At 70.2% G+C, this 23,324-nt stretch carries 23 protein-coding genes and 1 other RNA gene; 10 read left to right on the forward strand and 14 right to left on the reverse strand.

The window, feature by feature from the left end; genetic code table 11:
* Entirely contained in the window at positions 1–1,299 is a 1,299-nt protein-coding gene (locus JOD65_RS17300) for a sensor histidine kinase (RefSeq protein WP_191196141.1), read from the forward strand.
* A gap of 26 nt (positions 1,300–1,325) precedes the next feature.
* Here the strand turns inward: JOD65_RS17300 and JOD65_RS17305 are convergent, their stop codons facing one another.
* The 3 genes from JOD65_RS17305 to JOD65_RS17315 form a co-directional block, all read right to left on the reverse strand.
* Positions 1,326–1,703 carry a hypothetical protein gene (locus JOD65_RS17305; RefSeq protein WP_191196142.1) on the reverse strand — a complete coding sequence of 126 codons (378 nt, stop codon included), beginning with the start codon at positions 1,701–1,703 and terminating at the stop codon, positions 1,326–1,328.
* Between the two features lie 47 nt (positions 1,704–1,750).
* Entirely contained in the window at positions 1,751–2,137 is a 387-nt protein-coding gene (locus JOD65_RS17310) for a hypothetical protein (protein WP_191196143.1), read from the reverse strand.
* 112 nt (positions 2,138–2,249) lie between these two features.
* On the reverse strand, positions 2,250–4,292 hold the full coding sequence (locus JOD65_RS17315; protein ID WP_191196144.1) for an NAD(+) synthase: 2,043 nt from the start codon (positions 4,290–4,292) through the stop codon (positions 2,250–2,252).
* Between the two features lie 124 nt (positions 4,293–4,416).
* Here JOD65_RS17315 and JOD65_RS17320 point away from each other — a divergent pair, with 124 nt between their 5' ends.
* The 3 genes from JOD65_RS17320 to panB all read left to right on the forward strand — a co-directional run bounded on the left by JOD65_RS17320 (position 4,417) and on the right by panB (position 7,493).
* Positions 4,417–5,316 (forward strand): GNAT family N-acetyltransferase, encoded by a 900-nt coding sequence (locus JOD65_RS17320; protein ID WP_191196145.1) that lies wholly within the window; start codon positions 4,417–4,419, stop codon positions 5,314–5,316.
* A gap of 50 nt (positions 5,317–5,366) precedes the next feature.
* Entirely contained in the window at positions 5,367–6,539 is a 1,173-nt protein-coding gene (locus JOD65_RS17325) for a PQQ-dependent sugar dehydrogenase (RefSeq protein WP_191196146.1), read from the forward strand.
* A 99-nt stretch (positions 6,540–6,638) separates the two neighbouring features.
* A complete protein-coding gene (gene panB / locus JOD65_RS17330; protein ID WP_191196147.1) occupies positions 6,639–7,493 on the forward strand; it encodes a 3-methyl-2-oxobutanoate hydroxymethyltransferase in 855 nt (284 codons plus the stop codon).
* Between the two features lie 71 nt (positions 7,494–7,564).
* Here the strand turns inward: panB and JOD65_RS17335 are convergent, their stop codons facing one another.
* A complete protein-coding gene (locus JOD65_RS17335; RefSeq protein ID WP_204811251.1) occupies positions 7,565–7,990 on the reverse strand; it encodes a hypothetical protein in 426 nt (141 codons plus the stop codon).
* A gap of 4 nt (positions 7,991–7,994) precedes the next feature.
* On the opposite strand from JOD65_RS17335, the gene JOD65_RS17340 reads away from it, so the two are divergent.
* On the forward strand, positions 7,995–8,276 hold the full coding sequence (locus JOD65_RS17340; protein WP_191196148.1) for a hypothetical protein: 282 nt from the start codon (positions 7,995–7,997) through the stop codon (positions 8,274–8,276).
* On the opposite strand, the gene JOD65_RS17345 is transcribed toward JOD65_RS17340, so the two are convergent.
* Positions 8,277–8,501, reverse strand: a complete 225-nt coding sequence (locus JOD65_RS17345; protein WP_191196149.1) for a hypothetical protein — start codon at positions 8,499–8,501, stop codon at positions 8,277–8,279.
* A gap of 123 nt (positions 8,502–8,624) precedes the next feature.
* Between JOD65_RS17345 and map the strand changes: the two genes are divergently transcribed.
* Complete coding sequence (map, locus tag JOD65_RS17350) at positions 8,625–9,473, forward strand: type I methionyl aminopeptidase (protein ID WP_191196150.1); 849 nt, start codon at positions 8,625–8,627, stop codon at positions 9,471–9,473.
* A gap of 12 nt (positions 9,474–9,485) precedes the next feature.
* Positions 9,486–9,848, forward strand: an RNA gene (rnpB, locus tag JOD65_RS17355) — RNase P RNA component class A.
* Between the two features lie 17 nt (positions 9,849–9,865).
* On the opposite strand, the gene JOD65_RS17360 is transcribed toward rnpB, so the two are convergent.
* Positions 9,866–11,347, reverse strand: coding sequence for a caspase family protein (locus JOD65_RS17360; protein ID WP_191196151.1), 1,482 nt, complete (start codon positions 11,345–11,347; stop codon positions 9,866–9,868).
* Between the two features lie 135 nt (positions 11,348–11,482).
* Here JOD65_RS17360 and JOD65_RS17365 point away from each other — a divergent pair, with 135 nt between their 5' ends.
* Complete coding sequence (locus tag JOD65_RS17365) at positions 11,483–11,857, forward strand: effector-associated constant component EACC1 (RefSeq protein WP_191196152.1); 375 nt, start codon at positions 11,483–11,485, stop codon at positions 11,855–11,857.
* Positions 11,858–11,911: 54 nt separating this feature from the next.
* Here the strand turns inward: JOD65_RS17365 and JOD65_RS17370 are convergent, their stop codons facing one another.
* The 7 genes from JOD65_RS17370 to JOD65_RS17400 are packed head-to-tail and all read right to left on the reverse strand — an operon-like array spanning position 11,912 to position 21,231.
* Entirely contained in the window at positions 11,912–13,231 is a 1,320-nt protein-coding gene (locus JOD65_RS17370; RefSeq protein WP_191196153.1) for a ComEC/Rec2 family competence protein, read from the reverse strand.
* Positions 13,228–14,952: a gluzincin family metallopeptidase gene (locus tag JOD65_RS17375; RefSeq protein ID WP_191196154.1), complete on the reverse strand. Its 1,725-nt coding sequence runs from the start codon at positions 14,950–14,952 to the stop codon at positions 13,228–13,230. Before JOD65_RS17375 ends, JOD65_RS17370 begins: the two co-directional genes overlap by 4 nt.
* 39 nt (positions 14,953–14,991) lie before the next feature.
* The gene (locus JOD65_RS17380; protein ID WP_191196155.1) at positions 14,992–16,176 is read right to left on the reverse strand and encodes a patatin-like phospholipase family protein; all 1,185 of its coding nucleotides are present in this window, start codon (positions 16,174–16,176) and stop codon (positions 14,992–14,994) included.
* Positions 16,177–16,213: 37 nt separating this feature from the next.
* The gene (locus JOD65_RS17385) at positions 16,214–17,395 is read right to left on the reverse strand and encodes a ComEC/Rec2 family competence protein (protein ID WP_191196156.1); all 1,182 of its coding nucleotides are present in this window, start codon (positions 17,393–17,395) and stop codon (positions 16,214–16,216) included.
* A complete protein-coding gene (locus tag JOD65_RS17390; protein ID WP_191196157.1) occupies positions 17,392–19,086 on the reverse strand; it encodes a gluzincin family metallopeptidase in 1,695 nt (564 codons plus the stop codon). The genes JOD65_RS17385 and JOD65_RS17390 overlap by 4 nt, the downstream gene beginning before the upstream one ends.
* A complete protein-coding gene (locus JOD65_RS17395) occupies positions 19,079–19,858 on the reverse strand; it encodes a copper chaperone (RefSeq protein ID WP_191196158.1) in 780 nt (259 codons plus the stop codon). Before JOD65_RS17395 ends, JOD65_RS17390 begins: the two co-directional genes overlap by 8 nt.
* Positions 19,855–21,231 (reverse strand): tyrosinase family protein, encoded by a 1,377-nt coding sequence (locus JOD65_RS17400; protein WP_191196159.1) that lies wholly within the window; start codon positions 21,229–21,231, stop codon positions 19,855–19,857. The genes JOD65_RS17395 and JOD65_RS17400 overlap by 4 nt, the downstream gene beginning before the upstream one ends.
* A 343-nt stretch (positions 21,232–21,574) precedes the next feature.
* On the opposite strand from JOD65_RS17400, the gene JOD65_RS17405 reads away from it, so the two are divergent.
* Together JOD65_RS17405 and JOD65_RS17410 are read left to right on the forward strand one after the other, a co-directional pair.
* A complete protein-coding gene (locus tag JOD65_RS17405) occupies positions 21,575–22,450 on the forward strand; it encodes a zinc metalloprotease (protein WP_191196160.1) in 876 nt (291 codons plus the stop codon).
* A gap of 117 nt (positions 22,451–22,567) precedes the next feature.
* The gene (locus JOD65_RS17410) at positions 22,568–22,774 is read left to right on the forward strand and encodes a lipocalin family protein (RefSeq protein WP_191196161.1); all 207 of its coding nucleotides are present in this window, start codon (positions 22,568–22,570) and stop codon (positions 22,772–22,774) included.
* Positions 22,775–22,813: 39 nt separating this feature from the next.
* Here the strand turns inward: JOD65_RS17410 and JOD65_RS17415 are convergent, their stop codons facing one another.
* Positions 22,814–23,299, reverse strand: coding sequence for a hypothetical protein (locus JOD65_RS17415; RefSeq protein WP_191196162.1), 486 nt, complete (start codon positions 23,297–23,299; stop codon positions 22,814–22,816).
* Positions 23,300–23,324: the final 25 nt, after the last annotated feature.

A 23,324-nucleotide genomic window follows, 5' to 3' on the forward strand; every position in this document is an offset into this window, starting at 1 on the left:
GTGCGCCGCAGCCTCCTGGTGACCGCGGCCGCGGCCATCTCGATGGTGCTGCTGGCCATGCTCGTGCCGATGGCGATCCTCGTGCGCAGCTACGCGCTGGAGGACCGCCTGGCCCGCGCGGCCCTCGAGGTGCAGGCCGTCGAGACGGTCGTGTCCGGGCAGGACGCCGGCGCGGTCGGGCAGTACGTCGACCGGCTCAACGACAAGGACAGCCACACCCAGGTGACGGTGCTCTACCCCGACGGCCTCGAGATCGGACCGGACCGCGGCCAGGACGAGCTGGTCCTCGACGCCCGCAACACCGGCCGCGCCCGCGTCGACGACGTGCCGGGCGGGTCGCAGATCCTCGTGCCGGTGTCGCGGGGCGGCAACTCCGCCCTGCCCTCCCAGACCCCGGTGATCCGGATCGTCGTCGACGAGCCGGGCATCACGTCGGTCGTCGGCGTCGCCTGGGGGCTGCTGGCCGTGCTGGCGCTGGCGCTGCTGGCCGGCTCACTGGTGGTCGTCGACCGCCTCGGCCGGTCGTTCGTGCTGCCCATCCGCCAGCTCGCCGAGCACACGCAGACGCTCGGCCGCCCGGGCGCCGTCACCCCGGTGGCGGCGATCGAGGGTCCGCCCGAGGTGCAGGAGCTCGCCGGCGCCGTCGAACGCCTCACCGGCCGCATCCAGCTGCTGCTCGCCCGCGAGCGGGAGAGCGTCGCCGACCTCTCCCACCGCCTGCGCACCCCCGTCACGGCGCTGCGACTGCGCGTCGAGACCGTCGACGACCCGGTCCTGCGCGACCGCCTGGCCGGCGACCTCGACGCGCTGCAGGCCACCGTCGACGAGATCGTCCGCGAGGCCCGTCGCTCCGAGCGCGAGGGCCTCGACCCGCGCACCGACGCGGTCGCGGTCGTCACCGAGCGCGTGCGCCACTGGGAGGCGCTGGCCGAGGACCAGGGCCGCGCCTACGACCTGCACCTCACCGCGTCCGGGCCGCTGCTGCGGGCCAGCCGCGCCGACCTGGAGGCGCTGGTCGACGTGCTGCTCGACAACGTCTTCTCCCACACGCCCGACGACGCCGCCGTACGCATCACGCTGGACGCCACCGACGACCTGGTCGAGCTCGTCGTGGAGGACGCCGGTCCCGGCCTGCCGGCCGGCCTCGACGCGACGGGTCGCGGCGAGAGCGGCTCGGGATCGACCGGCCTCGGTCTCTCCATCGCCGCGCGCACAGCCGAGGACTCCGGCGGTGCGATCACGACGGGTGCCTCGGACATGGGAGGAGCCCGGGTCTCCGTCACGTTGCGGACGGACTGACCCGGGCTCCTGCCGGTGAGCTGGTCTCAGGCCACGGAGACCTTCACCGAGCAGGCGCCGCCGCCGGCCGGCGTCACCGTGAGCTTGAAGGTGTCCTTGCCGCGGGTGTTCTTGCGGAAGGTGTCGAGGTCGAGCTCGCCCTCGTCGTCGGCCTTGAGGGTGCGGGACACCGCGACCTTGCCGTTGTGGCGGACCGCGACGGTCCACTCGCTGAACGCGCGGGCGTTCTCGATGTCGGCGTCGACGTCGTAGCCGCCGCGCTCGCGGTCGACGTTGAGCTCGTACGTCGCCCCGGCGCAGGTGCCGCGTCGCTCGACGTCGGCGCTCGCGGGGCCGGCGACGAGAACGGTGGTGCCTGCCGCAGCGGTCGCGACGAGGGTGGTGGCGATGAGCGTCTTCTTCATGGGGTGTCTCCTCAGGTGGGGTGGATCGGGGTGTCTGGTGGGGTGGATCAGGAGCCGAGCGTGGCGGTGCAGGGCTCGCCGTCGGCGGGCGTGAAGGTGACGGCGTACGTCGCGTCGCCGGGGTTGCCGTCGCTGTAGGCGTCGACGTCGATCTCCCCGTCCTCGTCGGTGGTGCGGGTGCCGGTCAGCAGGGAGGTGTCGTCGCGCGTCAGCTCGACCTCCCACTCCTCGCCGGGTCCGGCCGACTGCAGCTCGGCGCTCACCTCGGTGCCGCCGTCCTCGGCCTCGGCGCTCAGCTCCCAGGTGGCGCCGCCGCAGGTGCCGCGCTCGGTGGTCTGGGCCTCGACGGCGTTGCCGACGGCCCACCACGACCCGAGCCCGACCACGACCGCCGCCGCTGCGACGCCGCCGATGACTGCCTTCTTCTTCTGCACGGTTCCTCCTCGTCGTCCGACGCCGGGTGCGGCGTCGTGACAGGAGGTTCGCGCGGGCGCGGCTAACCGCGCTCCAGCCCGTCGTTAAGGGCAGGCAAAGGCCCGTCCGCGCTCAGGAGGCAGGCACGTCCCGGTCGATCTCGGCCAGCCAGGCCGTCCCCTTCGCGTCGCTCGGCATCCGCCAGTCACCGCGCGGGCTCATCGTGCCGCTGGGGCTGACCTTGGGGCCGTTGGGCAGCGCCGAGCGCTTGAACTGGTTGGCGAAGAACCGCTTGACGAAGACCACCAGCCAGGTGCGGACCTCCTCCAGCGAGTACGCCACCCGCGCGTCCTCGGGGAAGCCGGGCGGCCACTCCCCCGACTCGAGGTCCTTCCACGCGTGCCAGGCCAGGAACGCGATCTTGCGCGGCCGGAAGCCGTGGCGTACGACGAGCGCGAGGGTGAAGTCCTGCAGGTTGTAGGGACCGACCGTGTCCTGCGTCGCCTGCGGCTTCTTCCCGTCCTCGACGGGGATCAGCTCGGGGGTGATCTCCAGCTCGAGGATCTCCCCGAGCAGCTTCCCCACGGCCTCGTCGAACTCGCCGTGGCTGATCACCCAGCGGATCAGGTGCTGCACGAGCGTCTTCGGGACGCCGGCGTTGACCGTGTAGTGCGACATCTGGTCGCCCACGCCGTAGGTGCACCACCCGAGCGCGAGCTCGGAGAGGTCGCCGGTGCCGACGACGATGCCGCCGCGCTGGTTGGCGAGGCGGAAGAGGTAGTCGTAGCGCAGCCCGGCCTGGACGTTCTCGAAGGTGACGTCGTAGACCTTCTCGCCGCGGCCGTAGGGGTGTCCGAGGTCCTTCAGCATCTGCTCGGCCGCGGGCCGGATGTCGAGCTCCTCGAAGGTCACGCCGAGCGCCTGCGAGAGCCGGGTGGCGTACGACTTGGTGGTCTCCCCCGTCGCGAAGCCGGGCATCGTGAACGCGAGCACGTCGCTGCGCGGGCGGCCGAGCCGGTCCATCGCCTTGCAGGCGACGATGAGCGCGTGCGTCGAGTCGAGGCCGCCGCTCACGCCGATCACGGCCTTGGGCGAGCCGATGGCGTTGAGCCGCTGCTCGAGGCCGGTGACCTGGATGTTGTAGGCCTCGTAGCAGTCGAGGGCCAGCCGCTCGGCGTCGTCGGGCACGAACGGGAAGCGGTCGACCTTGCGCAGCAGGCCGATGTCGCCGGTCGGCGGCTCGAGCTCCCACTCGACGGTGCGGAAGCGGTTGACCCGCTCGTGGTGGGTGCGTCGGTTGTCGTCGAAGGTCACCTGCCGCATCCGCTCCTGGCGGACCAGGTCGAGGTCGACGTCGACGACCGTGCGCCGCGGACCGTCGGGGAACCGCTCGCTCTCGCCCAGCAGCGAACCGCACTCGTAGACCATCGTCTGGCCGTCCCAGCTCAGGTCGGTCGTCGACTCGCCCTGCCCGGCGGCGGCATAGACGTACGCCGCTGCGCAGCGTGCGCTCGCGCTGCGGACCAGCAGCCGCCGGTCCTCCGCGCGGGCGATCGTGATCGGCGACCCGCTGAGGTTGGCGAGCACCGTCGCGCCGGCCAACGCGGCCTCCGCACTCGGCGGCACCGGCACCCACATGTCCTCGCACACCTCGACGTGCAGGTCGAGGCCGGGGACGTCGAGGCACCGGAAGATCAGGTCGGGGCCGAAGCGGACGTCCTGCCCGGCGACGGTGATCCACTCCAGCTCGCGGTCGTCGCCCGGCGCGAACCAGCGCCGCTCGTAGAACTCGCGGTAGTTGGGCAGGTAGGACTTCGGGGCGACGCCGAGGATCGAGCCGCGGTGCACGACGACGGCTGCGTTGAAGACCCTGTTGCCGTGCACGACCGGCGCGCCGATCACCAGCATCGTCATCAGGTCGGCGCTCGCCGCGACGATCTCGGCGAGCGCCTCCTCGACCGTCGCGAGCAGCGTGTCCTGCAGGAACAGGTCGTCGACCGAGTAGCCGGTCAGGCACAGCTCGGGGTACACCGCGACGGCGACGGAGTCGTCGTGGCAGGCCCGCGCCTGCTCGATCACGACAGCTGCGTTGGCGACGGGATCGGCGAGGTGCACCGGCAGGGTCACTGCCGCGATCCGGGCGAAGCCCTGGGCGTAGGCCGAGTAGAAGTCCACGCCGCCACTCTAGGGATCCTGCCCCCCACCCCGGGGTGGTCCACCGGGAAACGGTCGGCCGGAGGTCTGTACGACGACCAGAACCCGGTGGACTACCCGGGCGGGCAGCAGGGAGGCTCTCCCCATGGCCCTCGAGATCACCCGCTGCGTCACCGACGACGACTACGAGGCGTGGCGGCGCGTCCGGATCGCGGTGATCCCCTACGAGCGCACCCAGTCGCTCACCGAGCTGCGGGAGGGCGACAAGCCCGAACGGCTCATGCTCCTGGCCCGTGCCGACGGGGAGGTCGTCGGGCACGGGCTGGCCCAACCGTCCGACTCGAGCGGCGGCGGCTCGGTGATCCCGCGGGTGCTGGAAGGCCATCGGCGCCGGGGCGTCGGCACCGCCCTGCTCGAGCGCCTCGTCGCGCACGTCGGCGAGCTCGGCCTGCCGACGGTGCGCGCGGGCGCCGACGACGACGGCTCCCTCGCCTTCGCCCACCGGTTCGGCTTCGAGGAGGTCAACCGCGAGGTCGAGCAGACCTACCGACTCACCGGACCCGTCGAGCCGACCCCCGCACCCGAGGGCATCGAGGTCGTCACCGCGCAGGAGCGGCCCGGCCTGTGGGAAGCGTCGTACGAGCGCTTCGGCCTCGAGGCACTCGCCGACTTCGCCGTCGACACCCCGCTCGACGTCAGCCCCGAGCGGTGGGCGCGCGACTGGCTGGTCGACCCGATGTTCCTCGCCCTCCACGACGGCGAGGTGGTCGGGTGCGCCGGGGTGGGGCTCGACCCCGACCAGCCGACCCGGGCAGAGAACGGCCTCACCGCTGTACGCCGTGACTGGCGCCGCCGCGGACTCGCGGTGCACCTCAAGCTGGTCACCCTGGCCTGGGCCGCCGAGCACGGCATCGAGGAGGTCTACACCTGGACCCAGGACGGGAACGCCGCGATGCGCACCCTCAACGAGCGCCTCGGCTACGACACGACGATGATCGGGATCCAGCTCGCCCGGCCGCTGGCCGGCCTGCTCGGCAATCCCTGACGGGCGATGGACCTTTACCCGCCGGCTCCGCTCGCCGTAGCGTCGCCCGCGTGCGCCACAGCCTCCGCACCACCCGCCTGTCCCTGTCCCTCGCCACGGTCCTCGCGACCGGCGCCCTCGCCGGCGGCCTGCTGACGGGGCCACCGCCGTCGGTCGCGGCTGCTGACGCCGCAGGCCATCAGGAGGCGCGAGCCCCGCAGCTGCGGGTACGCACGGTCGCGCGCGGCCTCGAGCACCCGTGGGACGTCCAGCAGGCCACAGGCGGCCGGCTCGTCGTCTCCGAGCGCGACCGCGCCCGCCTCAGCGTCGTACGCAAGGGCAAGCGACGCACGCTCGCCGACCTCTCGAAGCTGGTGTGGGTCTCCGGCGAGACCGGGCTCATGTCCCTCGCGGTCGACCCCGGCGCACGGACGCTGTGGGCGTGCCACGGCAGTGCAAGGGGCGGCAACCACGTGCAGGTGAGCCGTTGGCGCGTCGACAGGAAGTGGACCCGCCTCAGCGGCCACCGCACGCTCCTCACCGGCCTCCCCTCGACCTCGGGCCGCCACGGCGGCTGCCGGCTGCTCCTCGACCGCGACAGCGACGCCCTGTTCATCGGCACCGGCGACGCCGCCGTGGGGACGAACCCCCGCAACCTCGACTCCCTCGGCGGCAAGGTGCTGCGCGTGCACCGCGGCACCGGCGCACCGATGGCCGGCAACCCGTACGCCGACGCGAGCAGCGCGCGGCGCTTCGTGTGGACCTACGGCCACCGCAACGTGCAGGGCCTCGCCCAGCGCGCCGACGGCTCGGTCTGGTCGGTCGAGCACGGCAGCTACCGCGACGACGAGGTCAACCTGCTCGTCGCCGGCGGCGACTACGGCTGGAACCCCGTCCCGGGCTACGACGAGTCGGTCCCGATGACGGACCAGTCGCTGCCGGGCGAGCAGCAGGACGCGGTCTGGTCCTCCGGCGAACCGACGATCGCCACCTCGGGCGCTGCGTGGGTCCGTGGTCCGCAGTGGGGCGCGCTCGAGGGCACGCTCGCCGTCGCTGCGCTCAAGGGCTCCGAGGTCCTGTTCCTGCGCTTCGACGCAGCCGGCAGCCTCACCTCGGTCACCCGCCCGCCCCGGCTGCAGCAGTTCGGCCGGCTGCGGTCGATCACGTCGGCCCGCGACGGCGACCTGCTCGTCACCACCGACAACGGCGTGCGGGACCGCGTCGTACGGGTGTCGCCGCGCTGAGCGTGACCGTCGCCACAGCGCCGTACCCACGGGTCGGCACTAGCCTGACAAGTGGTCCGTGGACTCCATCAGGGAGCCGCGAGATGACGAGGAGTGAGCATGCCTGAAGAGACCGCCCCCTACGGTTCCGGCCCGGCTGCATCGCAGCAGGCCGCCCCCGCCAAGCGGGTCCGCACCCATCACCTGCGGGAGATGAAGGAGCGCGGCGAGAAGATCACGATGCTGACGGCGTACGACATGTACACCGCCGCGACCTTCGACGAGGCGGGCATCGACCTGCTGCTGGTCGGCGACTCCGCGAGCAACAACGTCTTCGGCAACGAGACCTCCCTCCCGGTCACGGTCGACGAGCTCCTCCCCCTCACCCGCGCCGTTGCGCGCTCGGTGAAGCGCGCGATGGTCGTCGGCGACCTGCCGTTCGGCAGCTACCAGGCCTCGCCCGAGCAGGGCTACCTCACCGCGGTCCGGTTCATGAAGGAGGCCGGCGCCCACTGCGTCAAGCTCGAGGGCGGCGCCGAGATGGCCCCGGTCATCCAGAAGTGCACGCAGGGCGGCATCCCCGTCATGGCGCACATCGGCTTCACCCCGCAGTCCGAGCACACCCTCGGCGGCTACCGCGTCCAGGGCCGCGGCGACGCGAGCGACCGCGTCATCGCCGACGCCCGCGCTGTGCAGGAGGCGGGCGCGTTCGCCGTCGTCATGGAGATGGTCCCGGGCGACGTCGCGGAGCAGATCAGCAAGGAGCTGACGATCCCGACGATCGGCATCGGCGCCGGCGCCGGCTGCGACGGCCAGGTCCTCGTCTGGCAGGACGCCTTCGGCCTGCGCACCGGCCGGATGGCGCGCTTCGTCAAGCAGTACGCCGACGTGCACGGCGTGCTGCTCGAGGCGGCCAGGGCGTACGCCGACGACGTCCGCGGCGGCACCTTCCCGGCCGCCGAGCACACGTTCTGACGCCTCGCGCACCGCGGGCCGGGGCACACCGACGCCCCGGCCGGTGACAACGTCCGCCCGGCGCGGCAGGATCAGGGATTCCGACGACGCGAGGAGACCTCCGTGAGCGAGACCCCGGCCGAGAAGACGGCAGCCACCACGTCCACCGCGAAGAAGGCACCCGCGAAGAAGTCGACCGCCAAGAGGACTCCGGCCAAGAAGACGACGTCGTCCGCCGCCGCCACTGCGAAGAAGACACCCGCGAAGAAGTCGGCGGCCACGAAGTCCACGGCAACGAAGTCCACGAGCACCGCCGCGAAGAAGGCCGGCCCAACGAAGAAGGCCGGCCCCACGAAGAAGACGGCGACCAGGACCACGACGAAGAGCGCCGCCAAGAAGGCACCGAGCAAGAAGGCACCGGCCAGGAAGTCGACGGCGAAGAAGGCCCCCGCGAAGAAGGCGACGGTCGCCAGGGCGGCGGCGCGCCCGACGACGTCGGGGACGACCGCGTCCGACAAGCCCGTGGCAGCTGCGGCGCGCCGCTCACATGTCGAGCGCGCCGCCGACGTCGGGACCCAGGCGATGTCGACAGCGGCGATGGTCCAGAAGGTCGCGCAGGACACCGCGGAGCGGGTGGCGGCCGAGACGTCCGCGCGCGTGAGCAAGCAGTACGAGGCGGCGATCGCCGAGCTCACCAAGACCCTCGACAAGAACACCAAGCGGGCGCTGAAGAGCGTCCGGGCCGCAGCCGACGTCGCTCAGGCGGCCAACCCCGTCAAGGGCAAGAAGAACAAGAAGAAGTGATCAGTTGTCCGGCGTGCCGTCGGTGACGCCGTCGCCGGAGCCGGCGCCGTCGTCGTTCCACTTCGGGTCGTTGTCCCACTCCTCGTTGCGCTCCTCGACCTTCTCGAGGGCGCGCGAGGCCTCCGCAGCCGAGGCGTAGGGGCCGAGGCGGTCGCTGTTCTTGCAGCCGTCCCTGCCCTCCACTGCGTGGTGCGTCAGGCAGAACCAGTATTCGTTCTCGCTCATGTCACGACACTAGCCGGGCGCGACGCAGTCGCGCACGGCGTGTGGCGGGAGGTCGAGTAGCCCCGCGACTGAGGGACGAGGTCGCGAAAGGGCGTATCGAGACCTGTGAAATACACTCGCGCCGTGCCTGTCGTATCCCCCGCAGAGGTATCTGCGCGTCGTGCCGTGCCCGCCCACATCGCCCGCCCGGAGTACGTCGACCGGCCGGCGCCGCAGCGGTTCACCGGCGAGGAGGTCAAGGACGCCGAGACGATCGAGCGCATGCGAGTCGCCAGCCGCCTCGCCGCGCAGGCGCGCGACCTCGTCGGCTCCCACGTCGTACCCGGTGTCACCACCGACGAGCTCGACCGCATCGGCCACGAGTTCCTCTGCGACCACGGCGCCTACCCCTCGACGCTCGGCTACCGCGGCTTCCCGAAGTCGCTGTGCTCGAGCGTCAACGAGGTGATCTGCCACGGCATCCCCGACGCGCGCGTCGTCGAGGACGGCGACATCGTCAACATCGACATCACCGCCTTCATCGGCGGCGTGCACGGCGACACCAACGCCACCTTCCTCGCCGGCGACGTCGACGAGGAGACGCGGCTGCTCGTCGAGCGCACGAAGGAGGCGCTCGACCGGGCGATCAAGGCGGTCAAGCCCGGGCGCCGGGTCAACATCATCGGCCGGGTGATCGAGGCCTACGCCAAGCGCTTCGGCTACGGCGTGGTCCGCGACTTCACCGGCCACGGCATCGGCACCTCGTTCCACTCCGGCCTGATCATCCCCCACTACGACGACGAACGCTTCGACGACGAGATCCGGGTCGGGATGACGTTCACCATCGAGCCGATGCTCAACCTCGGCACGCCCGACTACGACATGTGGGACGACGGCTGGACCGTCGTCACCAAGGACCTGCGCCGCTCCGCGCAGTTCGAGCACACCCTGCTCGTCACCGAGGATGGCGCCGAGGTGCTGACGCACCCCTAGACTCCTCCCGAGTGGGTCGGCCGGGCGGCCGCGGCTCACCGCTCCGGTGGTGGGTCGAGGAAGGTCCGGGCTCCACAGGGCAGGGTGGTGGCCAACAGCCACCCGGGGCAACCCGCGGGATCAGTGCCACAGAGAACAGACCGCCGGTCCTCGGACCGGTAAGGGTGAAACGGTGGTGCAAGAGACCACCAGTGCGCCGGGCGACCGGCGCAGCTAGGCAAACCCCACCCGGAGCAAGATCAGACAGGATGCGTTCGAGGGCGGCCCGCCCGAGCATCCGGGTAGATCGCACCAGGCGGCCGGCAACGGTCGTCGCAGATGGATGGTCGCCCCCGCATTGCGGGACAGAACCCGGCCTACAGGCCGACCCACTCCCCACACCCCGATCGTGGTCAGCGGCCATCAGTCAGGCGGATCGAGCAGGCCGGGTCCGCGATGTAGACCGGCGAGTCCCCGTAGGTGTCGAGAACTTCGGGCTCGGCCTTGTTCCGAACAGTCCCGAACGAGATCGCGCGGCCGTCCGCGACGGCGTGCAGCTCCAGGTCGCAGTCGTCGTTTCCGTTGAAGCTGAGTACCTCCACCGTGACGGCGTCGCCCGGGCTGAAGGCAGGCGTGTCTCCTTGGCTGATCCGCCAGACAAGCGGGAGCTGCTGCTCGTTGGCGGTCGGCTGTTGCAGCACCTGGCAGGCAGGGTGATCGGCCTCCCACTCGACCGTGCCGCTGGTGTGCATATGGAAGTACTCGGTGGAGTAGACACCCTCGACGGTCTGCGTCTGGCCGCCCTCGTCGGTGACCGTCACCGTGCAGCCGTCGCCGACGTCGTCGCCGCGGACCACCAGGCGCCAGGGTGCCTCCACGGTGAACTGGTGGGGCCCTGACACGCCGCCACCCTCCGGGCTGCCGCCGTCGTCTCGTCCGAAGAGCTGGGCGGCACCCAGTGCACCAGCCAGCGCGACCAGTGCAGCTGCGGCGCCCAGCAACCATGGGCGCCACCGGTGTGGGAGCGGACGCGGCTCGGAGCCGGCCGGCGCCGGAGCTGGTTCGATCCGGGGCTCCGGAGACGTCAGTCGTGATGGTGATTCGGTCCGGGTCGTCGAGCCGATGTCGACGGGCGTCCGGGCGAGCACGATCGAGCCCTCTGCGCCGTAGAGCCATCGCTGCGGGGTCTGCTGCGCACCAGCCTCGCGAACCTTCTCGAAGGCGTAGGCATATGCCTCGTCCACCGAGATCTGCCCATCGTCGTCGGCATCGGCCTCCCCGCTCGTGATCCCGCTGACCAGGGCAGTCGTGAAGACCGAGCCCGGCGGTGGCCGGCCTTCCGTGGGATCCCCCTCGAAGGAGTACTCAGTGCCTCGCGACGCAGTCAGCACGACTCGTCCTCGCCCCTCTCCCATCAATCGCTCGCCCAGGTCGAGATCCGTGTCGCCCTTGGCCCCTTGTGCGAAGGCCCCACTGAAACAACAGTCGAGGACCACGACCTGGCGGCGAGCCCGGCAGTCCTCGAGCTGCTCCAGCAACCAGTGCGCCTCGACCCCGGACGAGGCGAGCCGGTTCTTCAGGGTGTCGCGCGCCGCGAAGTACAGCCGGCGACGCGCATCGACGAGCCCATGGCACGACAGGTAGACCAGCACGAGGTCGTCGGGGTGCCGGTCGGCCAGGAACTCCTCCACGGCCAGACGCATGGCTTGCGCCTTCTCGTCGAACACGGAGGTGACGGCGAAGGCTCCGATCTCCGGATCCGCCAGCAGGTCCCGCAGAGCAACCGCATCCACTGCCGGAGAGCGCAACCGACTCAACGCCGGGTCTGCGTACTGACTGACGGCCAGCAGCAGGGCGAAGCGTCGGTCACCGAGGGATTCGGTCGAGACTGCCATGGCGCCCCCTCAACTCGTTATACGCCGCAACGGCACCAGCGACCAGTCCGACGAGCCTCCGGGGATTGACCGCGGCGCGACTCCGTGGTCGAGTCAGGATCAGGAACGGCAGCGAAGACGCCGGGGGTGGCCCACATGGACACAGTCGTCAAGGTCGAGCTGGTCGAGCCGGGCAGCGACCTCGAGGCACGCGAGGTGCTGATGCTCGACCTGCGGCACGAGCTCACGCAGCTCGATGTCGAGTCAGTGTCCACGGTTCCGGGTGGGCCAGCCCCACCGGGAAGCAAGGGCCTCGACATGGCTGCCGCGGCCGCCCTCCTCGTCCAGGTGACTGGCTCGGTGCGTGCGCTCGACGTGCTCGTCTCCACGATCCGCACGTGGCTGCAACGCCGCCAGGATCCCGGTAGGTCCGTGAAGCTCACGATCGGCGAGCAGACGCTCGAGCTGTCCCACGCGACCAGCGAACAGCAGGAGCGGTTGGTGCAGGAGTTCCTGCGGTCACAGGTCTAGACAAGACCGTCCGGTTCAGTCACCGGGGCAACCACACGTAGGTGGCGGTGGTCATCAGGGTGCCAACCTGAACGGACCACCCGTGGTCTCGGCAACGATCTCGACAAAGGCCTGGCCCCGGTCGAGGTCGTCGGTGGAGATCAGGGTGGCCACCTGCTTGAGTGCGGTGACCAGGGTGGCCCGGGGTACGGCAGTGGCTTCGCTCCCCCCGTGCACGTCGGGGCGGGTGGACATCAGTGCGGTGAGGGGCGGCAGCGTGTCGGAGCGGTCGGCCCACAGTGCGTGCAAGGAGCGTGGGGTGGCGTTGCGGCTGCCGTGGTGGCCCACCTTGTAGAGGTCGATGCCAGTCAGCTTCTTCTTCAGCTCGGCATCGCCGGCGATCCGGTCGAGGGTGTGCTGCCAGTCCTCGATCTGGGCGTCGCCGGGGAAGAGCATGCTGAGGCCGCCGACCTCCATCAGCAGGATGAGACTGGTGTTGTTCAGCGCGTCATCGAGCTTGCGGACCAGCCGGGCGACCGAGTGCGTCTTGTGCTCCCCGAGCCGTCCGATCAGCCAGCGCACGGGGCCGGGCCCGACCGGGACCGTCGACTCCGCGCCGGCTCGGGCGGTGGTCGCAGGGCCTGCTGCCTCGTGCAGCGACGCGCGCAGCGCGGCCATCCAGTACTCCGTGTGCTCTTCTGTCTGCCTGGCCACGCGGGCGTCCTGCTCGACCGTCGCGGGGCCGAGCACCGTGACCTCGAGACCGGGCACCAGGTTCGCGGTACCGGCGTCGCAGCCCGCGAAGAGGTACGCGCCGGCCTGCTGTGTGGCCAGCTCGTCGAGCAGCGCGATCGCGTCGGCGTTCTTGAGCTGTTCGTCGGCTGCCGCCTTGAGCCCGGCATGGAGCCCCGGCCGGGCAGCGAGCTGGCCGGCGGCTTCCTGGGCGTCCGACAGGTTGCGGGCGAACCTGGCCGACGCGGCGCCGATGCCGTCGGGGCCGGCAACCATGGCCCCGGCCCCCGACGCCGGACCGTCTGCCCTGGCGGGCAGGCTCGGGTCCTCGGTCCATGGACGCAGGACCAGCTTGGGCTCGAGGATCCTCAGGGTCGCTGCCCCGGCGTCGTCGGCGAATCCGAACAGGTGGTCCTTGTGGCGGTGGGTGAGGACCACGACGTCGAGCTGGCCGTGGGTGTGCTCGCGGATGAGGGGAGCCACGTCCTTCATCCGGCCCTTGGCCCGGTCCTTGCGGGCCGACCGTGTCGAGCCGTAGTCGATCAGGACGTGCCGCTCGGCACGGCCATCCTGCAGGGGCTCGTCGTACTCGAGCGACAGCAGGAAGCAGTCTCCGAACCCGACCTGGTACATCCGGACCCTGACCCGCTCGACGGTGCTCACCACGCCTCCCCCGCACCGAGCTCGGTGTTGTGCAGCTCGGCGAACGCCTGCCCGCGCGCAGCGCCCTCGGAGAAGCCCAGGCGCTTGTCGGTGTCGTAGCGGCCGGTGCGGTGCAGGTACTCCAACCGGCGGAGCTGGCGACGCCAGTCGTCGAGGTTCTTGTGGATGTGCAGCTTCAGCCGTCCGAACTGGTCGAAGACCAGGGTTCCGCCGCCGAGCAGCTGGACGGGGGTAGCCGGATCCAGGGTCTCGGGGGTCGCGAGCTCGGCCATCTGCCGGAGCTCCCCGGCGCTGAGGTCGAGCATCTGGACATAGGTGGCGACGAACTCGGGCACGATCAGGCCGTCCGGCCCGACGCGCTGGCTGGGCCGGACGGACTCGATGACGGTGTAGTACTTCGTGCAGACGTCGAGCCGTTGCGCGTTCTGCCAGAGGAACCGGAACACCTCGTCCCGGTCGCTGCGCAGTGCGGCGAAGTTGAAGCCGAGGTAGTGGGGCGCGACTTCGGCCTCGACGACGTTGGTGACGCGGTTCCTCGGACGCTCGACGCCGGCCTTGTCGAACCGGTCGATGAGCATGTCCCGGTAACCGAGGTCGTCATCGGGGACGACCTCGGCGTCGGCGAGCAGCACGGCGTCGAGCAGGTCGCCGAACTCGAACTCCACCGGTGGGAGGTAGTCCAGGCCGCGGATCATCATGGTGAGCAGCTGGGCAGCTGCCCGCGCACCTTCCTCGGCGGCGCGCGCACGGTCCAGGGTGGCGACGCGGGCCTCCTCATCCGGCTGGAGCAGCGGCTCGAGTCGCTTGACCCAGATGTCGAGGAGGACGTCCAGCACGATCGCCACGAGCACCTCACCGCGTCGGTGCGGCTCCTCGTACTGCGGGAGCTCGGCCCAGTCCGGCGGCGGAGGGGTCATCGCGGACCGCCGCAGTGCGCCGCGTCCCTGGGTGAGAACCTTGCCGAGCTGTTCAGCGACTCCGGTGAGCACGCCGCTGCGCAGATGGTCTCGCTCGACCTGTCGTCGCTTGATCCGGCCGTTCTTGTCGGCCTTGCCGAGCGCCTGCTCGACAACCGGGTGCATCGAGAAGACCGACAGCAGCGCGACGATGTCGGCGAAGCCCTCGTGGAAGGCCGCCTGGTCCGGGAGCCCGGGTTCGAGGAAACGGCGGCGCAGACCGTCGAGCAACGCATGGGTGGTCTCGTGCACGACGACGTCGTAGCTCAGGCAGGTGTAGGTCACCGTCTCGTCGTCACCGGGCACGTAGCCGAAGAGCAGCGCCCTGTCCTCGAAGGAGTAGTAGGCGTTGGCCTCCGCGAAGGCGTGCGGCACCAGGTACAGGTGGTGTCCGTTGAAGCCCCACGCGAGCCGCCGCCCGAGTGCAGACTCGAAGGCCGACAGCGTCCGGGACGCCGCCGCGTAGACCTGCTGCGCATGGAAGACATGGCTGGTCTCGAGCTCCTCGTCTTCGGCGTCCGCGAACTCGTCGTCGTTGGGCAGCCCCGGATGCTTGAGGTATCTCCCGGTCGAGGCGTCGAAGTCGACCACATGCAGGCGTGCGCCGCGCGGGCCGTCCTCCATCCGGGACCAGGGGATCCGGACCGTTGCGGTGAGGATCTTGTCGTCGTCGCCCTTGACGGACGGATCCTGAGCGATGATCCGCAGCGCGATGTGGCTGCGCGGCGTGTCCGCGGACTCGGTGAACTCGACGCCCCCGGGCACTGCTATCGCCGGTCCTCGACCTCGTAGGACTCGGACATGTCACTTGACCAACGGTCGTGAGGGGTACGGCAGCTCGCCGCGCGGGAGGGCGGGACGGACGTGCTTGCGGACACCCGTGTCGGTGATGACGTAGCCCCAGTTGATCAACATCTCCTGACGCTCCGCCGGGAGGTCGTCCAGTCGGGTGGGCGTGGCGGCGAGCCTGATCGTGACCGTGGGATCGGCGGGCATGGCGTCCGCCAAGTGGTAGTCCTCAACATGACTCCGGATCCCGAGGTAGGCCCCGGCTCGACGGTCCGCCCTGAAGGCCTCGATGACCTGGCGCTTGCGCAGCGAGCGCACCTGGTTGTCGATCACCTGCAGCACCCGTGCGCTGTGGCGCGCCCAGTCGGTGGCCGGGGAGGGATCCGCACCCATGTGCCCGCCGGCATCGGCCACGAGCAAGGTGCGGAACTGGTTCCAGGCAGGTTGCAGGCCGAGGTTGTCGTAGACCCCACCGTCGCTGAGTCGGATCTGGCCGCGGAAGTCAGGCGTGGTCAGGTCGTTGCCCGGCAGGGTCACCCAGTCTTCGTGCTCCAGGTCGATCGTGCACGGCGAGAGCACCGGCGGGAACGCCGAGGACGCGGCCACCGCAACCGCGAGCGGCAGGTCTGGGTTGAGCACCTGCCCGACCCGATAATCGGCCAGATAGGCCTTGCTGAAACGCATCAGCACCCCGGACTCGAGGTTGGTCGCGTTGAACACGAACCGCGGCGCGTCGGGCAGCGACTGCAGGGTCGCCTTCCCGAAGAGATGCTTGCGGTATGCCTTCGCCACCCGGTCCGAGACCGAGGTGAACGGCAGTCCCAGACCCGCCAGCACCGCGGTGACGTCGATACCGACGCCGGCCATGCGCCTGACCGGTTCGACCAGCTGGTCGTTGAAGTCCCCCGCGACACCAGCCTCGTCGAAGTCCAGCTTGCTCCAGTTGAGGCCCAGGACTCCGGCCGTGATCGAGCCACCGGAGACGCTCGCGATGCGGTCCAGCTCCCGCAACATCCCGGCCTCGTTCAGCCGCCAGAGGACGCCGACGTGGAAGAGCATGGCTCGGTAGCCACCACCCGAGAGGCACAGCGCCAGTCCCGTCGTTGGGGCATCGTCCCCCTCCCCGGGCTGCCTTGCCACAGGTTCTGCCGCGGCGAACTCCTCGCTGGGGGCCGCGAACGGTTCTTCGCCTTCACTCATCTGTCTACCTCCGCCTGCTCGGTTCGACGGTCCGGGGCTAGCCCGCAAACCTGATCTCGAGAGACGCGCCGCGAGCGACGGTCCGGGTGTCGTGCAGGGTGCAGCGCGGTGGCCGGTAGAGCGACAGGGTTCCGTCCGCATCCGGCACGCTGTCCCAGTCGCCGTCGTGCGTGGACACGAGGGCGTGCCGTTCGCGTCCGTCGGGGCTCTGCTGCGGCATCAGCTCGTCGAACAGGTCGTCGTACGTCCCGTTGTGGCTGCCGTGGTGGGAGATCTTGACGAAGTGCGCCGGCTCGAGTCCGTTGGCGTGCATCGTCTTCCATGACTTCAGCTCGGCGTCTCCGGCGAAGAGCAGCCGCCAGCCGCGCCACTCGAGCTCCAGGACCACGCTGGTGTTGTTGTTGGCCTGGTCGATCTCCATGATCTGGCGGCGAGTGTTGCGGCGGCGCGCCGCCTGGAGGTCGAAGAATGCGCCGGGATCCACTCCCACCGGCGGGACGGACAGCCCGACCGGTGCCTCCGACGCGGTGGCTGCGGCCGCCCCGGCGTCGGCCTCTGCGACGGTCAACGTCGGTCCACCTCGCCCGTAGTACGAGGACGTGTCCTCCTCCGGGGCCAGGAGCCGCACGGTGGCCTCGCTGAACGGGTGCTTCCCGGCGAGGTCGGTGGTGCGGTCGACGTAGTGGGTCTGGTCGGGCGGGGCGATCTTGCGCAGGTGGTCGACGTAGTCGCTGGTCTTCAGGCCGAGCGCACCAGGCGGTAGCAGCGTGGAGTTGTTCCGGATCATCATCTCGAGCCACGGGTCGGGCGCGGTTTGCACGATGCGGTGTGCGTCCTCCAGCGCCAGCTCGAGCGAGCGCTTCTTCAGCTTCGCGTCGGGATGGGTCGTGTAGTAGTCGGGGTGCGCCGACCCGGTGAGCCAGGCGTGCTTCGCCGCGAGGTCGACGCCGGCCCGTCTTGCTGCCAGCAGCCCCTGCACGTGATCGAGGTGCTCGTGCGTCATGACGTAGAGGTCGACGGTGCCACCCGTGCGGTCAGCGATGTCCTGGACGACTCCGGTGAAGACCGCGTCGTCATTGCCGTCCCCGGCCAGGAGGTTGCCGACGTCGAAGAGCAGGTGCCGTGTCTTCTCCTTGCCCCTGCTCGTGCGCTCCGGCACCGATACCAGGATGGCGTCACCGAACCCGACGTTGTAGGCGCGCACGACGAGGTCGCTCATCCGTCCCACCCCGCCAGGTGGAGCAACCGGTGACTGGCGCGCAGGCCCGAGTCGCCGTCGCTACGGAGCCCGACGCTCTCCCCGACGTCAGCACCGTCGTGGGTGGCGAGCGCTCCGTCCTCCTCGAGCTGCGCAAGGAGCCGGTCCCGGTCGCGCCGGTGCTCGACTCCGGTCACATCGCTGCGCACCAGGGCCAGGCATTCGCCGGTGTCCCACTTCAGCACGACGGTTGCCCCGGTGGGGACCACGCGCATCCCACCGACAGTGCCTGTCGAATCCTCGGTGTCGTTCCAAGCGATCTTGACGATCAGCTCCCGCTGGATCGGCGCCACACCGTCGTCACCCTTGGCGCCGATCACCTTCGTGCTGTCGACCCGGGGCAGCACGGTGAACGACACGCCGTCCGGGAGCCCGAGCGTCGAACGGTGCCGGGTGGCGTACTGGTAGGCCGCCCAGTCACTGTCGTGGAGAGACGACACCTGGTCCGGGGGCACAGCGAGACTCTGGGGCTGGGGGCTCTCGAGCTCCTGCGCGGTCGCAACCACCAGCCGCTTGACGAACTGGTGGGAGAAGTTCTCGCGCACCTCGCTGGCCGCAGGGCGGGCGGCCCGGTCGGCGGCCAGGGTGGCGCGGCCGACGTCGGCGAAGCTGAGCTCACCGGGCGGCAGGTAGTCGATCCCGCGGAGCAAGAACCGGCGGAAGACGATCTGGGCTGTGCCGAGCGCCTTGTTGGCCGCGGCCGCTGGCGTTGGCGTGACTCCGTTGGCGTCGGGCAGCTTCGCTTCCTGGAACAGCTTGGCGAAGACGACGTTGAGCGTGTCGTAGAAGATGGCCGAGAGCAGCGTGCTGAGGATGTGGGGTCTGGCGCCGGAGAGGGTCTCCAAGGTCTCGTCGTTCTCCAGCTCCCGCAAAGCGTGCCGGGCTATGCCGTCCGCACCTGGCCGAGCCATGCCGAACTCCTCGGCGATCGCAGTGAACGCGTTCGCTCCAGCGAGCACGTTGTCGCTCCGAGCCAGGACTGCCTCGCGCAGGCGCCTGCTGTCGAGGGCCATGATCACCGCGACCAGGTCCGCGACGGACTCGTGGATCGCTACCGACTGCGGCGTCGAGCTGTCGTAGAGCGACGGCGCCACCGCGTCGAGCAGCGCGTGCCCACACTCGTGGGCCACGATGTCGCGGCTCAGGGCAGTGTGGACCCGCGCACCCGACTCGCCGACGAACGAGAAGAACTGAAGGCTGCGAGTGGCCCGCTCGTAGAAGGCGTTGGCCCACTCCCCCGCCCGGGGTACGACGAGGAGCTGCTCGCTGCCGAACGCCCAGTCGACCCGTCTGCCCAGAGCGTCCCGGCCTTCGAACATGCGCACGGTCTGGAAGACGGTTCCGAACGCGTTGATCGCGATGTTCGTCGCCGAGGTCTCGTCGCCGTCGGCGACGTACTTCCCGGAGCGCGGATTCGACGTGAATGGGGTGAAGGTGGCCGGAGGGGACGAGGGCAGGCCTGTGGCGGGTTCGAAGTCGACGATGGCGATCCGGCGGCAGGCCGGTCCGTCCAGAAAGCGGTCGTTGACGTCGCCGGACAGCCTGAGCTCCTTCGTCTCCTTGACCGCGCCTCCGCCCGGCACGCCGGTCTCGGCCAATGCGAGAGAGCCGTCCTGGACCAGGAGGTCGACCTCAGCGACGACGTCAGCCATGGCCGACTCCCTGCGCCAATGCATGGGAGACCAGCAGCCACAGTCCCCCGGCAGCGACAAGCATCACGGGCACTGGATCGCGCCATGCCCTCGGGTGCCAGGACTCCCACCACGCGGCGAGCGAGGCGCACACCATCAGGACCGCGCTGTGTCCGACGCTCATCGCGAGCATCACCGGCCCACACAGGACCACACATCGACGCCAGGTCAGCAGTCCCGCCCTGGCTGCGGTGACCACACCGCGACGACCTCCCGGGGCCAATGGCGGCAGCCGCAGGCACGTCTCCAGCACGCGGGTGCGTCGCGCCGACCGAAAAGCCGCCAGCGCGAGGCCGACGAACGCGAGCTGCCACCAGACACTGCCAGCGGGTACGCCGAGCGAGCGCGCAAGCAGGGCGCCGGCGAGGCCAACGGCCAGCCACAGGGCGGTCACGGTCGCGAGGCAGACAACCGGTAGCCGAGCTCGCCAGCCGCGGTAGCTCGAGCGGGACACTGCGCCGACCGTGGGAACGGCCAGCGGCCACATCATGGCGATCACCATCAGCAGCCAGGAGCTCATCCAGGTCAGGCTCCACGGGTCGACGACATCGGCGACCGGCGATACGGCGTGCGCGTGGTGGTCGTGCGTCTGCCCGGCAGATCCACGGCCTGGCCAGGGGATGCTCAGAGCGAGCCAGGCCGTCGCCGTAGCACCGAGGATGACCCGCGCGGTCGTGGCGCGGACCGAGTCCGAGAGGCGATCGGCCAGCGGCGCGGCCTGGAGCACGCTCATGGCGTCTGGGTGTAGACCGTCAGCTGCTGGATGTGGATGGCCCGGTCGGGGTCGTCCGAGTCGGGCCGTCCCTCCTCTGGCACGAGCTTCACCGACAGCTGCCCACCGGTCCAGTCCTCTGCCAGCAGGTCAGGCAGGATCGCCGAGGCGTCGACGAGGTAGTTGCGCTCCTCCTCGGGCGCAGTCCCGGCCAGCCCGAAGGTCGCGAACCTGCCGGCGCGATGGGCCGGCTGGTCCGGCGCGGACCGCACCTCAACGACGTACGCCGCGTGCGGTTGCTCGGCGCGGACGCCGGCGAGCTCCAGCACCAACCGCGAGGGCAGCGCGTCGTCCAGCCCACGCGGACCGGCCTGGAAGGGCACATCACGTTCCTCCTCGGAGTCGAGGTCGAAGGTGGCGGCCACCGGTTCCCACCGGGCCTCGGCATCGTCCAACGGCATGGGGCCTCCTCCGGCCGGCTCTGGCGGGCGGGCGGATGCGATTGCCTGTGTCAGGACCCCCGGCAGCTCGATCGACTCGTACCCATAGTCCATCTTCAGGCTGGTCAGGTCCTCGACGTCCGCCATCGTGTACGTCGACGGCGACTGCTCGGAGCCGAACCAGAAGATCGCCGACTGCCACTGCGAGACCAGGAACGCCGAGGCACCTCCGGGGTCCGTGAGCCGGATCGATCCCGGCAGGGCGAGCCACACCTCCCACAACCGGTCGATGTTGGCGTGGTGGAGCCAGAAGATCGGGTCCCGGCCGGCGGTCGCCGGGCTTTCCATCAGTCCTGCGATGTCGACGTGCACCCAGTTGTGGGGGGTGCTCTCCACGTCGCCGAAGCGGCGGTCTCGGTCCGTTCCTCCGAACCCGACGTCGGGGACCCCGCCGACGAAGCGCGACTCACTGAGGGCGGGAAGGAGGTCGACGTCGTCGGCCGGGATCGGTCCGTCGTTGCGAGCTGGGTCGAAGAGTGGGTTGTCGACCACCGCGCCGTCGACGATCCGAGTCGGTGCCCGAAACTCCGCAGGCAGGAGAGGTGCGTCGGGGTTGTCCGGGTCGGAGTAGTCCCAGTAGGGCAGGCCCCAGTCATCATCGCCGGTGAGGGCGCGGATCGTGCCCTCGAACCATGCCAGGTAGGCGCGGTGCCAAGGAAGGAAGAACAGCGAGGCGTGCGCACACTGTCCCCACGCGGGCCGAGCCGAGGTTCCCGGCGGGAATCCGTGGGTGTTGGCCGCCCACAGCCAGGATGCAGGATTGTCGACGGGCAGCTCCCGCATGAGATCGACGCCGCGCGCATAGGTGTCGAGGACCGGATGCCAGGCCTCTGTCGCCGCGGCAGCGACGTCGCCGCGTGTCAGGCTTGCGATGCTGTGCCGTGTCCGAGTCATGTCCCCTCCCGAGGGATGCTCTTGATGTTCCTCGGGTCGCGCGACTACCCGCATGGCCAAAATTGGTCACGTTGCCATGCAAGGACCCACGCGCAACGCGCCACGTGGCATGGGCCACCCGTGGCAATCGACTGACCCCGTTCGTCGGACGCCTTGATCCCGATCCCGCGGCGAGGCGCAGACGAGCCGCGCTGGGGCACCCGCCTCGGGCCGTCCTCCTTCCTTGACAGGCCAGAAAGCGAAGTAGAACCTCACTTGTGAGGAACCGGATCCGTAGGAGCAGCGGTTCACCCGGGACCGGGAGGTGGTGCAGATGGCTCCCAGACGTCGGCAATGCGCAGCAATGCAGGAGTACGAGCGCCTGCTCGAGGAACAGCCGTCATTCCGGACCAATCAACAGCGCGCCGAGGCGTTCACCGCCCGAGCCGTCACCTCGGGCGAGGCCGAACGGGTGGCCCGCAGGTTGATCACGATCCCCACCGTGGTGCACGTGGTCTACAAGAAGCCGAAGGAGAACATCAGCAAGGCCCAGGTCCAGAGCCAGATCGCGGTCCTGAACCAGGACTACAGGTTCACCAACCCCGACACCGCCAAGGTGCCCGACGCGTGGAAAGGGCTTGCCGCTGACGCGAAGATCAAGTTCAAGCTCGCCACCAAGGACCCCGACGGCAAGAGGACCGACGGCATCGTCCGCGTCCAGACCGACCGTGCCTCGTTCGGCCCCGGCGACGGCGTGAAGAAGGCCAGCCAAGGCGGGTCCACAGCCTGGCCCGCCGATGCCTACCTGAACGTCTGGGTGTGCGCGCTCGGAGGCGGGCTGCTCGGCTACGCCCAGTTCCCCGGCGGCCCCAAGGCAACCGATGGCGTGGTGATCCTTCACTCCGCCTTCGGGACCGAAGGCAGCGCGATCGCGCCGTTCAACCGAGGCCGCACCCTGACCCATGAGGTCGGGCACTGGCTCAACTTGCGACACATCTGGGGCGACACCCTCGATTGCAGCGGAGGCGACCTAGTTTCCGACACCCCCAACTCGAGAGGGCCGAACTACGGCAAGCCCAGCTTCCCAGTGATCAGTTGCGGCAACGGCCCGAACGGCGACATGTTCATGAACTACATGGACTACGTCGACGACGCTGCGATGTTCATGTTCACCGCAGGACAGGTTGCCCGGATGAGTGCTTGCCTCGCCGGGCCCCGCAAGTCGTTCGCGACGGCGTAGCCGTCCGTGATGACTTACCAGGTGAGCGGGTGCTGGGTGCACGCTCACGAGGAGGACACAGCCGGTGAGATGGTCTTCCGGCCCGCTGGAACCGACCTCCCTCCGTCCCGGGGCCGGATGACACTCGACCTGCGTCCGGACGGAACCTTTGCGGAGGCCGGCCTCGGCGCCACCGATGTCCCCGAAGAGGCCACCGGCATCTGGACGCTCGAGGGCGACACCATCACGCTGAGCGAGGGGGCGGCGCAAGGGGTGCCTCGCCACATGCAGGTCGTCTCGGCGGACGATGACAGGCTCATCCTCAAGCGCCGAGACGACGGGTGACCCGCGCAGGTGACCCGGAACCGAGCCGACCCGGGTGCATCAGCACGACTCCACGGGCCGAAGTGAGACCACACTCGCCAGATCCACGCGGACCACGGTGCCGCCCACCTCGACGTCGACCCACCCGGCGGCGCTGTCGACAACCGGGCCGCAGGCCGTGCCATCGTTGGTGCTGACCTGGACAGGCCGTTCAGCACCGGACTGTGGCCACCAGTTGCTGGATGCCGAGAGCGCGGTCAGTCCAACCGCTAAACACGTGAATGCGACGCCGGCTCGGAGCCGGCGGGCACCAGCCGTGGCGTCCTTCAGCACGCCGAGCGGCCACGCCACAACCGCCACGAGCAAGAGCCCGAATGCGGCGCACGCAAGGGCGAGGAGCGCGAGGACCCCGGCGACCGACTGCAACCACATCGGGAGCCTGGTGCCGTTGTCGCCGGTGAGCACGCCGCACAGTCCCACGAAGGCCAAGGCAGCGACCTGCAGCTTGTGCCACTCGCGAGCCGAGGCAGTGAGGGCTTCGACCATGGCAGGCTCCGATGGGGGCTCAGGT

The organism is Nocardioides cavernae, from assembly GCF_016907475.1.
Classification (GTDB): Bacteria; Actinomycetota; Actinomycetes; order Propionibacteriales; family Nocardioidaceae; genus Nocardioides; species Nocardioides cavernae.